Annotated in this window: 12 protein-coding genes; 2 read left to right on the top strand and 10 right to left on the bottom strand. The window is 65.7% G+C overall.

All coding sequences use genetic code 11. The annotated features are described in order from the left end of the window. Nucleotides 1–5: 5 nt before the first annotated feature. From AC1TPF_RS17065 to rimP, 9 genes are all read right to left on the bottom strand, one after another. The gene (locus AC1TPF_RS17065) at nt 6–2,603 is read right to left on the bottom strand and encodes a LuxR C-terminal-related transcriptional regulator (RefSeq protein ID WP_482144818.1); all 2,598 of its coding nucleotides are present in this window, start codon (nt 2,601–2,603) and stop codon (nt 6–8) included. 36 nt (nt 2,604–2,639) lie between these two features. Continuing rightward, the gene (locus AC1TPF_RS17060; RefSeq protein ID WP_482144817.1) at nt 2,640–3,971 is read right to left on the bottom strand and encodes an MATE family efflux transporter; all 1,332 of its coding nucleotides are present in this window, start codon (nt 3,969–3,971) and stop codon (nt 2,640–2,642) included. 47 nt (nt 3,972–4,018) lie between these two features. Then, nucleotides 4,019–4,993 carry a DHH family phosphoesterase gene (locus tag AC1TPF_RS17055; RefSeq protein ID WP_482139132.1) on the bottom strand — a complete coding sequence of 325 codons (975 nt, stop codon included), beginning with the start codon at nt 4,991–4,993 and terminating at the stop codon, nt 4,019–4,021. Then, entirely contained in the window at nt 4,990–5,475 is a 486-nt protein-coding gene (rbfA, locus tag AC1TPF_RS17050) for a 30S ribosome-binding factor RbfA (RefSeq protein ID WP_482139130.1), read from the bottom strand. Before rbfA ends, AC1TPF_RS17055 begins: the two co-directional genes overlap by 4 nt. 142 nt (nt 5,476–5,617) lie before the next feature. Beyond that, a complete protein-coding gene (locus tag AC1TPF_RS17045; RefSeq protein WP_482139128.1) occupies nt 5,618–5,908 on the bottom strand; it encodes a DUF503 domain-containing protein in 291 nt (96 codons plus the stop codon). A gap of 18 nt (nt 5,909–5,926) precedes the next feature. Then, nucleotides 5,927–8,902 carry a translation initiation factor IF-2 gene (gene infB / locus AC1TPF_RS17040; RefSeq protein WP_482144816.1) on the bottom strand — a complete coding sequence of 992 codons (2,976 nt, stop codon included), beginning with the start codon at nt 8,900–8,902 and terminating at the stop codon, nt 5,927–5,929. A gap of 80 nt (nt 8,903–8,982) precedes the next feature. Beyond that, on the bottom strand, nt 8,983–9,303 hold the full coding sequence (locus AC1TPF_RS17035) for a YlxR family protein (RefSeq protein WP_482144815.1): 321 nt from the start codon (nt 9,301–9,303) through the stop codon (nt 8,983–8,985). Nucleotides 9,304–9,407: 104 nt separating this feature from the next. Beyond that, entirely contained in the window at nt 9,408–10,433 is a 1,026-nt protein-coding gene (gene nusA / locus AC1TPF_RS17030; protein WP_482139122.1) for a transcription termination factor NusA, read from the bottom strand. Next, the gene (rimP, locus tag AC1TPF_RS17025) at nt 10,430–11,014 is read right to left on the bottom strand and encodes a ribosome maturation factor RimP (RefSeq protein WP_482144814.1); all 585 of its coding nucleotides are present in this window, start codon (nt 11,012–11,014) and stop codon (nt 10,430–10,432) included. The genes nusA and rimP overlap by 4 nt, the downstream gene beginning before the upstream one ends. Nucleotides 11,015–11,193: 179 nt before the next feature. Here rimP and AC1TPF_RS17020 point away from each other — a divergent pair, with 179 nt between their 5' ends. Beyond that, a complete protein-coding gene (locus AC1TPF_RS17020; protein WP_482144813.1) occupies nt 11,194–11,724 on the top strand; it encodes a hypothetical protein in 531 nt (176 codons plus the stop codon). Beyond that, complete coding sequence (locus AC1TPF_RS17015; protein ID WP_482144812.1) at nt 11,721–12,158, top strand: ferritin-like domain-containing protein; 438 nt, start codon at nt 11,721–11,723, stop codon at nt 12,156–12,158. Before AC1TPF_RS17020 ends, AC1TPF_RS17015 begins: the two co-directional genes overlap by 4 nt. 87 nt (nt 12,159–12,245) lie before the next feature. Here the strand turns inward: AC1TPF_RS17015 and AC1TPF_RS17010 are convergent, their stop codons facing one another. Continuing rightward, nucleotides 12,246–13,985 carry a proline--tRNA ligase gene (locus AC1TPF_RS17010; protein WP_482144811.1) on the bottom strand — a complete coding sequence of 580 codons (1,740 nt, stop codon included), beginning with the start codon at nt 13,983–13,985 and terminating at the stop codon, nt 12,246–12,248. Nucleotides 13,986–14,018 lie beyond the last annotated feature (33 nt).

Raw genomic sequence — 14,018 nt, 5'->3', positions numbered from 1 at the left:
AGTTGTCAGTTCTCGTTTTTCAGCAACGTCGCCAAGTCCGCGCGGTCGGAGAGGTCGAGTTTGGTGCACGCCCGATAGATGTGTCCTTCGACGGTGCGCACGGATACCGTCAGCCGCTCGGCGATCGCCTTGTTCGACAAACCTGCCGCGACCAGCGTGGCGATCTCCCGTTCCCGGGCGGTCAGCGGCAACGGATGGGCGGCCGCGATCATGGCCGGGGTCCGCAACCCGCCACATTCCGCGGAGAGCCGGGCCGCAGTGGACGCCGACGCCGCCATCGCTGCCCGTTCGTCGGCGGCGTCGTGGACGGTGGCGGCCTGCGCGGCTGCGTCTGCGGCAGATACGAGCGCACCGATCTGCGCGAACTCGTCGGCACTGGCGTCCAGTGCGGCACCGTCGCCTGCGGTCACCGCATTGGCGTGACGTGCGTACGCACCGACCAGAACACCGTCGATCTGACCTGCCAGTACGGTCAGCCGCGGTGCTGCGGTCTCGTCACCGAACCGGGCCGCGGCATGCAGGGCTTCGGCCTCGATGCTGTACTGGCCCGCGTCGGCTGCCTGCTCGGCCGCCGCGCGGGCACCCGAGATCGCTTCGCCCGTGACCCCTTGTGCCGCGGCGAGCCACGCCGCGGTGAGCTGCACCTGCGGGCCGAACACACTCACGTAACGACCACTCCGCTGCTGGGCATCGGTCAGGACGCGAAGCGCATCGGCATCGCGACCCAGCGCCGAATAGCATTGGGACAACATTATTCTGGCCGGAAAGGTCCAGGCCGCAGCAGAGGTGGTCTCGAGGGCGGCCAGAGATTGTTCGAAGCGGCCGACGGCCGGCTCCAGGCGCCCTCGGGCCAGGTCGACCAAACCCATCACGACGTTGGCTATCGCCCAACCCAGGAACTGCCCCGCAGCCTTGAATTGCAGATTGCGGCCGGCCTCTTCCTCGGCCTCATCGAATCGCCCGGTGTAGACCAAGCCCAGAACGCCTCCGTATCCGGCCATGAACTTCAGCAGACCATCGATCTTCAGTTCCACCTCCCGGCCGCGTGCGGAGATCTCGGCAACTTCGGAGCCACGCCCGCTGAGAGCCCGCGCACAGCCACCACCAAAACAAGCCCATTCCAACGCCCAAGGAGACGTCTGCGGCGCCTCGAGTACCCGCTGCGACCGCTCCAGGGCCTCGTCCAGGCGCCCTTCGAACAGAGCGCAGGCCGACGCGATGCCGTCGACCGCCTGCTCCAGCGCGGGATGATCGACCCGCTCGGACACCAACGCGAGCACCTCATCGGCGCGACGGCTCTCGCCCATCGACCACAGCAGGTTGCTGATGCGGGTCAACCCCCACTGCACCAGCTGCACCGGATCCATCTCGTCCGGGTCGAAGGCGGTGAGAGTCTTCTCGGCGGCCTCGGCCCGTCCCTGCCAAAGCAGTGCCCGGGCAAGCAGATTCGCTGCAGCAAGACCTCCACCGCCATCAAGCGACGCCTGCGCGAAACGTTCACCGAGGGGCACATTCGCCAAGGAGATCGCATCATTGGCCGCCCGGCCGAGCAACTCGGCGTCCACCTTCTCGTCGCTGTCGAGGGAGAGCTCCGCCAACCGGATCCGCTCCGCCGGGCCGCCGACTTCCCGGCCGGCCAGCGCTTTCACCAATTGACCACGCAGCCGGCGTGACGACGCGATACCGAGCCGGCGTCGGATTACATCACCGAACAGCGGATGTGTGTAGTGGACGTTGAACCGCGAACCCTCACGCGCAACCCGAATCAGTCCTCGGGCCTCGGAATCGTCGACGGCCGCGTCACCGGCTAGTTCGCTCAACACGTCCATGTCCAACGGTTCGCAGAACGTCAGGAGCTTGAGCACCTGCAGCGACGAGTCCTCGAGTTGGTCGATCCGGCTCTCGAGCAACGATGCCAGCTCGGATGTGACCGCGGCCCGCCCCCGCAATTGCCACACGCCGCGGACCTGCCGCAACGCACCGGACTCCAGGGCGCCTTCGACGAGGTGGTGCAGAAAAAGGGCATTGCCGCCGGAGGCGTTCCAGATCACGTCGGCGCTCAGACCTTCGAGGTGGCCGCCGAGGACTGATTCGATCAGCTCGACACTCTGCTCCTTGGAGAACGGTGAGAGCACCAGACGCACCAGGTGCCGGTCTTTCCAGAGCGAGGTCACCGCGTCGGGAACCACTTCACCACTGCGCACGGTCGCGATGATCCGGACCGCCCGATCGATGGCGAGTTGATGCAGCAATGTCGCGGACAGTTCATCGAGGAGGTGCGCGTCGTCGACACCGATCACCGTGTCGCCACCGGCCAGCAGGGCCGCACGAGCAGCGGACATGAATGTGACCGGGTCGGTCGACGTCGACGGCCCGACCAGATGCGCAAACGCACCCAGCGGGATGCTCCGCGCCGATTCGGTTCCGGCCACCCAGCGCACCTGCCCGGACAACGTGCCGGTGGCATAGCGCGCCAGAGTGGTCTTGCCCACGCCGGGTTCACCCGTGAGGACAACACCGAGGTCTGGTGCCTCGGACGCGAGAGCCGACTGGATCGTCTTGAACTCCCGCTCGCGTTCTATCAACGGCCATGTGCGAGCCACGGATAAATACTAGGCCGCAAATGCCCAGGTTGGAGGTTAACGTTGCGGCGAATGCACGTTCGCCACCGCAGTCCACCGGCCACCACGGACCCGCCACACGCCCGTGATCAGTCGAAGTGCCATGAACACAACCAATCCCGACCAGATTCCGGCCAGACCCCAGTCGAAGATCAGCGACAACCAGATCAACGGAAAGAATCCGAACAGGGCACATGCCAATGTCGCATTTCGCAGGAATGCCGCGTCCGCGCTGCCAAGGAGAACACCGTCGAGGGCGAACACCACACCGGCGACCGGCAACATTGCGACGAAAAACCACCAGGGTGTGCTGACCGCATCGAGCACATCTGGATCAGAGGTGAAGATCTTCGGCACCAGCGAACTCCCCAGCGCAAACAGCACGGCCAGCACGATCGACACCCCGACCGACCACTGGGTCACGCGGCGGGTCACCCGCCAGGCGGCCGGAACCGCACCGGCACCGAGCGCCGCACCGACCAGCGCCTGGGCGGCGATCGCAAACGAGTCGAGCAACAGCGCGACAAAGTTCCACAGCTGCAACACCAACTGATGCGAGGCCACCGCCGCCACCCCGAAACGACTGGCCACCGCAGCGGCGGACAGAAAGCAGATCTGGAAAGACAGACTCCGCAGAATCAGGTCGCGTCCCAATGCCAATTGCGAAATGATGACCGACCACCGGGGCCGACGACTCGGCACTTGCTCTCGTGCACACTCCGCGACCACACGCACCGCGAACAAGACGCCGGCGACGCCCTGCCCGACCACGTTCGAAACCGCGCTGCCTTCCAGGCCCATCTCGGGTGCACCCAGCAGACCGTGTACAAGCAGCGGACACAACACAGCTGAGATACCCAGTCCAACAACCACATACACAATCGGTCGACGGGTGTCCTGCACACCTCGCATCCACCCGTCGCCTGCCATCGACAGCAAGATCAGGGGTACCCCGCACACCGCGATCCGTAGCCATGCGGTCGCCTCCTGCGCCACCGATCCCCCACCGGTCAACACGTCCAGAATCCACGGCGCACCGAGCTGGACCAGCGCGACGATGGCGGTGCCAACCCCGAGCGCGATCCAGGACGCCTGCATTCCCTCGGATACGGCGCCGGCGCGATCACCCGCACCGAACTTCTGTGCGGCGCGTGCAGTTGTCCCATACGACAAGAACGTCAGTTGGGTGCTGACCACCCCCAACACCAGGACGCCGACCCCCAGTGCGGCGAGATCGGTACCACCGAGCCGGCCGACCACCGCCAGGTCGAGCATCAGATACAGCGGTTCGGCGATCAAGACCACCAGGGCCGACATCGACAGTCGCAGGATCCGCCTATTGGTCGGCATTACTTCCGACGCTGATTCAGCGACTCCGGTTCCTCCGGATTCCGTACTCACACGGAGGAGAGGAACTGCTCGACCACCTCGGCGGCCGTCCCGGAGGCTCCGAAGCCGGCCGCGAGCTGATGACCACCGCCACCATGCATCAGTGCGATGGGCACCAGATCAACTTTCGACTTCGCCCGCATCGACACAGTCCACTGGCCGGGGGAAGACTCTTTGAACACCACGGCGACTTCTGCTTCAGCGGTGGTCCGAACGATGTCGACCACGCTTTCACTTTCTTCCCAGCCCAATTCGGCCGCGGAAGCATGGTCGACCACGGCGTACACCAGTCCGAGTCCGTCAAAGGCCGTCTTCACCAGTACCGCGGATTCGAGTGCGGCTGCGACCATGGCAAGCCAGCCAAATCTATGGGTGTCGAGCAGAGTCCTGGTCCATCGCCGACCGTCGACACCGACTTCGAGCATTCGCGCAGCGATCAGGTGCGACTTCGGCCTGCCCCACTTGAAGGATCCGGTGTCCGTCACAACGCCCGCGTAGATGCAGGTCGCCATGTCGAGCCCTATATCGACACCGAGCACGTCGATGATCGACAAGACGAGTTCTGCGGTGCAATCTGCCTGCGGATCAATATAATTGATCGTTCCGAAACCGGCATTGGACACGTGGTGATCGATGACGATCGAATGCGTCGCCGCCTCGACCACCGTCGAAAGTGCTTCGAGACGGTAAATGCTCGCGCAGTCGACTGCAACCACCACGGGATAGCCGACGATATCCGCGGGATCGATGATCAGATCTGCGCCGGGTAGTTGGGCCAGCGCTGTCGGCAGCTCCGTGGGTCCGGCAAAACTCACCTCGACGACAGCACCCAACCGCCGCAACGCATCCGCGATCGCCAGACCGCTGCCGATCGTATCGGCGTCGGGCCGGGTATGGCAGAGAACCGTGACCTCCGGAGCCGCCGACAACACCTCGGCGACAGAGCCCAGGACCGGGTCGGACGGAACCGGGGTGCTACTCACCGCTCGCCTGAGCCCGGGGCACCGTCCCCGGAATCCTCGTCGTCATCATCAGCACGTGGTTCACGGTATGGGTCGGCTTCTCCGGCCGGAGCGGCATCCCGCGCCAGGCGGGCCACCTCTTCGTCCTGAAGACGGGCACGTTCGAGCAGCTCTTCCATCTCCCGCGCAGTGTCGGGGATCCGGTCGAGCACAAAACTCAGCGTCGGGGTGAACCGGACACCGGTTCCCGCACCGACTTTGGACCGCAGAACTCCGGTGGCCTTGGCCAATCCGGCCGCTGCGGACGAATAGTCGGGCGGCGTATCAAGTGATGGACCCATCACCGTGTAAAAAATCGTCGCTTCATGGAGGTCGCCGGTGACCTTGGCGTCGGTCACCGTCACATAGGCGAGCCGGGGATCCTTGATCTCACCGGCGATCGCCGACGCGACGATCGTCGAGATCCGCTTGGCCAGCCGCTGTGCCCGTGCTGGGTCTGCCATGGCAGCTCACTCTCCTGGTTTCCGGTGCATCCGGCGCCAGCCGGATCACCCATTGTCTCTCATCCGCAATCGTCGTTGTCGCAAGCACTTCGCCGAGCGTCGCTGCCGCGCACGGTCTGAATCGTCGCTGCCGCGAACAGTCTCAATCGTCGCTGCCGCGAACTGTGCGTCGAACCGACAATACTTCGATCTCGGGGCGACCCGAGACCAAAGCCTCACAGGCGTCGAGAACCTCACCGACGTGCCGGGTGTCGCCGGCAACTGCGGCGACACCGATACGGGCACGACGGTGAAGGTCATGATCGTCGACCTCGGCGACCGACACCCGCAGACGCGCCAGTGATGCGACGATGGGTCGCACCACTGAGCGCTTCTGCTTGAGCGAGTGGATGTCGCCGAGCAGTAGGTCGATTTCCAGTGAACCGACGAACATCTCAGCCTGCCGGGACTATCAGTCCCGTGCCTTTTCCCGCAACTCGTAGGTCTCGATCACGTCATCGACCTTGATGTCGTTGTACGTGATCGTCAGACCACATTCGTAACCGTCGCGAACCTCGGTGACATCTTCCTTCTCACGCTTGAGCGAGGAGATGGTGAGGTTTTCGGCCACGACCTTGTTGTCACGCAGCAGACGAGCCTTGGCGTTACGCCGCATGATGCCCGAGGTGACCAGACAGCCGGCGATGTTGCCGACCTTGGACGACCGGAAGATCGCACGGATATCCGCCCGGCCCAGCTCGACCTCTTCGTAGACCGGCTTGAGCAGACCCTTGAGTGCGGCCTGGATCTCGTCGATGGCCTGGTAGATCACCGAGTAGTACCGGATGTCCACGCCTTCGCGGTTCGCCAGCTCCGTCGCCTTGCCCTCGGCCCGGACGTTGAACCCGATGATGATCGCGTTCGACGCCGACGCCAGGTTGACGTTGGTCTCGGTGACGCCACCGACACCGCGGTCGATGACGCGCAACTGCACCTCGTCGTCGATCTCGATACCCATGAGTGCCTCTTCGAGGGCTTCCACGGTTCCCGAGTTGTCGCCCTTGAGGATCAGGTTCAGCTGCGAGTGCTCCTTCAGTGCCGAATCCAGATCTTCCAGGCTGATCCGCTTGCGGCCGCGTGCGGCCAGCGCGTTGCGCTTACGCGCATTGCGACGGTCGGCGATCTGCCGGGCGATACGGTCCTCGTCGACCACGAGCAGGTTGTCGCCTGCACCGGGAACCGACGTGAAGCCGATGACCTGGACGGGGCGCGACGGCGTGGCCGCCGTGACATCCTCGCCGTGCTCGTCGACCATCCGACGGACACGTCCGTAGGCGTCGCCGGCCACGATCGAGTCGCCGACGTGGAGCGTTCCGCGCTGGATGAGCACGGTGGCCACCGGGCCACGACCGCGGTCGAGGTGCGCCTCGATGGCAACACCCTGCGCGTCCATGTCCGGGTTCGCCCGCAGGTCGAGCGAGGCATCCGCGGTCAGCAGCACTGCTTCGAGCAATGCGTCGATGTTGGTGCCCTGCTTGGCCGAGATGTCGACGAACATCGTATCTCCACCGAAGTCTTCGGCAACCAGCCCGTATTCGGTGAGCTGGGCACGAATCTTCTGCGGATCGGCGCCTTCCTTGTCGATCTTGTTGACCGCCACCACGATCGGCACGTCGGCCGCTTGTGCGTGGTTGATCGCCTCGACCGTCTGCGGCATGACGCCGTCATCCGCCGCGACCACGAGGATCGCGATGTCGGTGGCCTTCGCACCACGGGCACGCATGGCGGTGAACGCCTCGTGACCGGGGGTGTCGATGAAGGTGACCAGGCGCTCGTTGCCATCCAGTTCGGTGAGGACCTGGTAGGCACCGATGTGCTGTGTGATGCCGCCGGCTTCGCCCTCGCGGACGTTCGCCTTACGGATCGTATCGAGCAGTCGGGTCTTACCGTGGTCGACGTGACCCATGACGGTCACCACCGGCGGACGCTGTTCCAGATCTTCCTCGCCACCGGCATTCTCGCCGTAGGTGAGGTCGAAGGAGTCGAGCAGTTCGCGATCTTCGTCTTCCGGGCTGACGACCTGAACGGTGTAGTTCATCTCGCCGCCGAGCAGCTCCAGCGTCTCGTCGTTGACCGACTCGGTCGCCGTGACCATCTCGCCGAGGTTGAACAACGCCTGCACAAGTGCTGCCGGGTTCGCATTGATCTTGTCTGCGAAGTCGGACAGCGAAGCTCCACGAGCAAGGCGAATTGTCTCGCCGTTGCCACGTGGCAACCGGACGCCGCCGACTGCGGGAGCCTGCATGCTCTCGTACTCGGCGCGTTTTGCCCGCTTCGACTTGCGACCCCGACGAACGGCACCACCGGGACGACCGAAGGCACCTGCGGCACCGCCACGTCCACGGTTACCGCCGCCGGGACGACCCCGGAATCCACCGGGAGGGCCACCGGGTGCACCTGTGGGTGCACCGGCACCGGCACCGCCGCCACCTGGACCGCCACGGTAGCCACCGCCGCCGCCTGCGCCACCGGGACGACCGCCGCCGCCACCGGGTCCACCACGGCCTGCGCCGGGTCCACCACGAGCGCCGCCGGGTCCACCTGGACCGCTGGGACGTGCCGAACGTGCCGGCATCGCACCCGGGTTGGGGCGAGGAGGCATGCTGCCGGGGCTAGGACGAGGTCCGCCCTGTCCCGGTGCGGGACGAGGACCGCCCTGACCCGGGGCCGGACGGCCACCGGCGGCTGCGCCACCGGCGCCGGGACGCTGTCCCCCGCCTGGGCGGGGTCCACCGGCACCCGGTGCCGGACGCGCAGCGGGGCGCTCTACCGGTGCTGCACTCGAATAGGGGTTGTTGCCGACACGCGGTGCACGCGGGCCGGGCTTGGGGCCACCGGGACGCGGTGCCTGAGCCGGACGCGACGGAGCTGCGGCAGGCGGGGTTGCTGCTGCTGCTGCGGCGGCGGCCGGTGCTTCGGGCGCGGCCGGAGCGGGAGTGCTCTTGGCCGGTGCGGCCGGTGCGGGTGCACTCGGCGCCGGTGCGCTGGACACGGGCTTCGACGGGGCCGGAGCCTGCGCAGCGGGGCGCGGAGCTGCCTTTGGCGCAGGGGTCGGCCGCTGTGCACCGGGCTTGGCACCGGTGGACGGTGCTGCCGGAGCACCTGCATTGCTGGTGGATACCGGTCCCGGACGCGCTGCGCCCGGCTTTGCCGGTGATGGTTTTCCGGCCGGGGCATCGCCTCCGGCGGATCCTGCTTGTCCCCCGGCGTTACCGGCGGGGGTGTCCTGTCCTGGGAAGGACTGGCGAAGTCGCCGGGCCACGGGGGCCTCAACGGTCGACGACGCAGATTTTACGAACTCGCCCTGCTCGCTGAGACGTGCAAGCACTTCCTTGCTTGTCACTCCCAGTTCCTTGGCCAATTCATGCACGCGGGCCTTGCCTGCCACTGCTCTCCTCACTTGGAGGTCGAGCGGCATTGCCCGCTACGACCTCGGTTTACGTCCGAAACGTGCTCATCGCAAGAACTTCACGGTGTGCTCATGTCTTCTGCTACCTGTTCCTTAGTGGCCGACTGCTGCCGGCCTCTCTGTTTGGCTACCGTTTCGATTTCTCGGCTCAGTAGATCGGTATCGACGGTCAACCCGCCGACCCGAAATGCCCTGGCGAAAGCCTTCCGCTGAATCGCGGTTCCCAAACAATCGGGATCCGGATGCAGCCAGGCACCACGCCCTGGCATGGTCTTCCGATGGTCCATCACAACCACCTTTGCGCTGTCGTCGCGCCGCACGACCAGCCGAACGAGTTCGGCGGCCGGGTGACACTGTCGACATCCGACGCAGGTACGCATCGGCAGATTTTCGCGGTGGCGCGAAGGATCACTGTGGACCACCGGTGAGTCTACCGTCCACGGCGAGCTAGATGCTAATGACACCCGTCTCGGCGCGTTTCTGCTCAGCTCGCACCTGCCGCAGACGGCTCGGAATCCGAGTCGGTCTGGGCATCGCTACGGATGTCGATGCGCCATCCGGTGAGGCGGGCAGCCAGGCGGGCGTTCTGCCCTTCCTTGCCGATGGCCAGCGACAACTGGTAATCGGGCACCACGACCCTGGCGGCTTTTGCCACTGGATCGACGACTGTGACCGATACCACCTTCGACGGCGAGAGTGCGTTGCCGACAAACACGGCCGGGTCGGTGTCGTAGTCGATGATGTCGATCTTCTCGCCGGCGAGTTCGCTCATGACGTTGCGGACACGCTGCCCCATCGGTCCGATGCAGGCACCCTTGGCGTTGAGTCCGGCAACCCCGGTGTGGACGGCGATCTTCGACCGATGACCGGCCTCCCGGGCCACCGCGACGATCTCGACCGACCCGTCCTCGATCTCGGGGACCTCGAGTGCGAAGAGCTTGCGCACGAGATTGGGGTGGGTACGCGAGAGTGTGATCTGCAGGCCGCGGGATCCGCGTGCGACGCCGACGACGTAGCACTTGATCCGCTCGCCGTGCACATAGGTTTCACCGGGTACCTGCTCGGCAGGCGGCAGTACACCTTCTTGGCCGGTGGCTTCGCTACCGATGCGCACGACCACCATGCCGCGGGCGTTCGCGCGCGCGTCCTGCTGCACCACGCCGCCGACGATCTCACCCTCATGCGTGGAGAACTCGCCAAAGTTTTTGTCGTGCTCGGCATCTCGCAGGCGCTGCAGGATCACCTGGCGGGCCGTGGTGGCCGCGATGCGCCCGAAACCTTCAGGGGTGTCGTCCCATTCGGAGATGACGTTGCCATCGGCGTCACGCTCTTGCGCCATCACGCGGACCTTGCCGGACTTGCGATCGACATCGATGTACGCGTGTGGTGCAAACCCGTCGGTGTGCCGGTAGGCCGTCAGCAATGCCGACTGGATGGTCTCGATGACGGCATCGATCGTGATGCCCTTTTCGGCCTCGATCATACGAAGCGCTGCAATGTCGATATTCATTTGTTCCCTTTCCTTCTTGCCTCGATCTGCTCGGGATCAAGGCCGCACACCTCGAGTTCGGCAGCACTGGGCTCACCGAAGTCGACCTGTACAAACGCTTTGCGTACTGATGCCAATGCCACGGTCGTGGTGGCGAAACCCTTGCTTGTCTTCGTGACCAGTTGCACGCTCGACTGGTTGTCGTCGAGTGCCCCGATCCGGCCGGAGAGTCGCTCTGGCGGATCGGCGATGAGGTCGACCACCACTTTGCGTCCGGCTGCGCGGCGCCAGTGCCGCGGCTGTGTCAGCGGGCGGTCGACACCCGGCGAGGTGACCTCGAGGGTGTAGGTCGGTAATGCGGCCAACGCGTCGTCACCCTCGGCGCCGGTCTCGTCGTCCGTACCGTCGAGGATCGTCGAGACCGAGCGGCTCAGCTCGGCCAGCTCATCGAGCGACGCGCCGCCGTCGCGATCGACGACCAACTTCACCAGGTTCTCCGGGCCCGTCGCCACCACTGACAGTTCCTCGACGTCGTACCCCTTGTCGGTGACTGCCGGTTCGATCAGTCCACTGATCCGTTCGTGGTCGATTGCCCCGGGCATCGGTGTCTCCTCCATGTGCAGTTGTCAGGTCTTTACTCCGAACAGCTTAACGCCCCTGACCGCCTGTCCTTGACCATCGACTGCGCCATCCGGTGACGAATGGGCCACAGTCGGACGGCGAACCGCCGAGCGGTGCGCGGGATCTGCCCTCGCCGACGCGGGCTGGCACTATTGACCGTGTGACGGTCAGTGAAGTTTCACCATCAGATGGCATTCGGGGAATCACGTCCTCCCGCCGCACTTTCCTGCAATCGGCAGTGGCGCTCGCCGCGGGCGCGAGCGCGATCTCTGCGGTCGCGGCCTGCGGATCGGACGGCACGACAAGCGCGCAGCAACAACTGGCCGATCAGCTGCTACCCCAGGTCACCGCGGCCAATACCGACGCCGCCGCCGCGACGGCGGCGATTGCGGGCAACCCGGACCGGGCGGCGGCACTCACCGTCATCGCCGAACAGCGAACAGCCCATTCGGTCGCACTGACCGACGAGATCACCCGGCTCGACTCCGGCCGGGCGCGGATCGCGTCGAGTTCAGCGACACCGAGCCCCGCGGTGACCGCACCACCGACAATCGATGAACTCCGAACGCAGCTCACGGCGTCTGCGAACTCCGCCGGAAACCTGGCCATCGAACTCTACGGTTACGTCGCCGGCCTTCTCGGGTCGATCAGCGCCGGGACCACAACTCTTGCGGCGGTGCAGCTCTCATGACCCCAACGACCGATGCACTCGCCGTTGCCGTGACCGCGGAGAACGCCGCAATTTTCACGTACGGCGTAGTTGCGGCACACGCGGCGCCCTCGCGCGAGCAGGCGATCAGCGAATACACCGCCGAACACCGCGCACTGCGAACCGAATTGGAAACGGCTCTGACCGCGGTCGGCGCCCCGGTACCACCGGCGGCGGCCGGCTACAACCTGCCGATCGCCGTCACCGATCCCGCGTCGGCGCTGAAAGTCGCGCTGGCCGCCGAAGAGGACTGTGCAGTGGCCTATCGCAGCCTGCTCGAGCGGGCGTCCGATGTAGGCAGTCGCCGGCTCGGCCTTCAAGGACTGACCGGCAGTGCCCTCCGGGCAGCGAATTGGCGGGTGGTCCTGAGGATCTCACCGGCAACCGTCGGCCTGCCAGGCGGAGACGCAGCGTAGCGGAGCTCGACCAGGTGGGGCGGCGACCCAACGTAGGCCGAACCGCGGATCGGCCCGATCAATGATCGGGCCGATCGCGCGAACCGACTAGCGATTGGCGAGCAGTGCCTCGACCGCGGAGTCGGAGGCGACCTCGGTCGCCTCTCCGGTGAACCGGTCGCGGATCTCGACGGTGCCGTTGGCCCAGCCGCGTCCGACGACCACGACCACCGGCATGCCCAGCAGCTCGGCGTCCTTGAACTTCACGCCCGGGCTGGCCTTGCGGTCGTCGAGGAGCACGGACATACCCGCGGCATCGAGATCGGCGGCAAGACTCTGCGCACCGGCCCAGGCCTGCTCGTCCTTGTTCGCGATGACCAGGTGGATGTCGTACGGCGCCACAGACTTCGGCCAGCGCAGGCCTTTGTCGTCGTGTTGCTGCTCGGCGATGACGGCAACCATCCGCGAGACGCCCACACCGTACGAGCCCTGGATCAACCGGACCGGCTTGCCGTTCTCGCCGAGGACGTCGACTTCGAAGGCATCGGTGTATTTGGTGCCGAGCTGGAAGATGTGACCGATCTCGATACCGCGGGCTGCGACAAGGGTGCCCAGGCCGTCCGGCGACGGGTCACCGTCGCGAACCTCGGCGGCCTCGATGGTGCCGTCCGGTACGAAGTCCCGGCCGACCACCAGGTCGACAACATGCTTGCCCAGTTCATTTGCACCGGTGATCCAGGACGTACCTTCGACGACCCTGGGGTCCACCAGGTAACGCACCCCGTTGTCCTGCAATGCTTTCGGGCCGATGTAGCCACGAACCAGGAATGCGTTGGCGGCAAAGTCGGCGTCGCCGATCATTTCGACGGTGGCCGGTTCGACGGCGGCTTCGAGCCGCTTCATGTCGACATCGCGGTCACCGGGGATACCGATCGCCAGCAGTTCGGTCTTGCCGTCGGGCCGACGCAACTTCACCACGACGTTCTTCAATGTGTCCGCGGCGGTGAAGCCGCGGTCGGGGAACGTCTCCTGCGCCCAGGCGACCAGCGTGTCGATGGTCGGGGTGTTGCCGGTGTCGTACACGGTGGCCGCGGGCAGACCCTCGATCGGCAGTGCCGGCGGCGCCGGGGTCACGACGGCCTCCACGTTGGCCGCATAACCCGACCCCGGGCTGCGCACGTAAGTGTCCTCGCCCACTTCACTTTCGGCCAGGAACTCCTCTGATGCCGAACCGCCCATGGCACCGGAGGTGGCGGCGACGATCACGTACTTGACCTGAAGACGGCGGAAGATTTCCTGGTAGGCCTCGCGGTGGGCGTCGTAGGACGCCTTGGCACCGTCGAGATTCAGATCGAACGAGTACGAGTCCTTCATGATGAACTCGCGCCCGCGCAGGATGCCGGCCCGGGGACGCTCTTCGTCGCGGTACTTGGTCTGGATCTGATAGATCGTCAGTGGCAGATCTTTGTAGGACGAGTACTCCCCCTTGACCAGCTGGGCGAACAACTCTTCGTGGGTGGGTCCGAGCAACATGTCGGCACCCTTGCGGTCCTTGAGCCGGAACAGCGCGTCGCCGTATTCGGTCCATCGTCCGGTGGTCTCGTAGGGCTCGCGCGGCAGCAGCGCAGGCAACGAGATCTCCTGGCCACCGATGTTGTCCATCTCCTCACGGACGACGGCCTCGACCCGCCGCAGCACCTTCAGTCCCAGTGGCAGCCAGCTGTAGACGCCGGGGGCGACGCGGCGGACATATCCGGCGCGGACCAGCAGCCGATGACTTGGCACCTCGGCGTCGGAAGGATCGTCGCGCAGAGTGCGCAGGAAAAGGGTCGACATGCGTGTGATCACGTCAGACACCATATCTCTGCGACCACACCGGCC

The organism is Williamsia sp. Y853 (assembly GCF_056786495.1).
This window is presented reverse-complemented; position numbering and strand designations above follow the sequence as displayed.

What these genes read in the sequence shown, in the direction of transcription:
- AC1TPF_RS17060 (WP_482144817.1), bottom strand. Translation starts at nt 3,971, where the DNA reads ATGCCGACCAATAGGCGGATCCTGCGACTGTCGATGTCGGCCCTGGTG.
- rbfA (WP_482139130.1), bottom strand. Translation starts at nt 5,475, where the DNA reads ATGGCAGACCCAGCACGGGCACAGCGGCTGGCCAAGCGGATCTCGACG.
- AC1TPF_RS17045 (WP_482139128.1), bottom strand. Translation starts at nt 5,908, where the DNA reads ATGTTCGTCGGTTCACTGGAAATCGACCTACTGCTCGGCGACATCCAC.
- AC1TPF_RS17035 (WP_482144815.1), bottom strand. Translation starts at nt 9,303, where the DNA reads ATGCGTACCTGCGTCGGATGTCGACAGTGTCACCCGGCCGCCGAACTC.
- nusA (WP_482139122.1), bottom strand. Translation starts at nt 10,433, where the DNA reads ATGAATATCGACATTGCAGCGCTTCGTATGATCGAGGCCGAAAAGGGC.
- rimP (WP_482144814.1), bottom strand. Translation starts at nt 11,014, where the DNA reads ATGCCCGGGGCAATCGACCACGAACGGATCAGTGGACTGATCGAACCG.
- AC1TPF_RS17015 (WP_482144812.1), top strand. Translation starts at nt 11,721, where the DNA reads ATGACCCCAACGACCGATGCACTCGCCGTTGCCGTGACCGCGGAGAAC.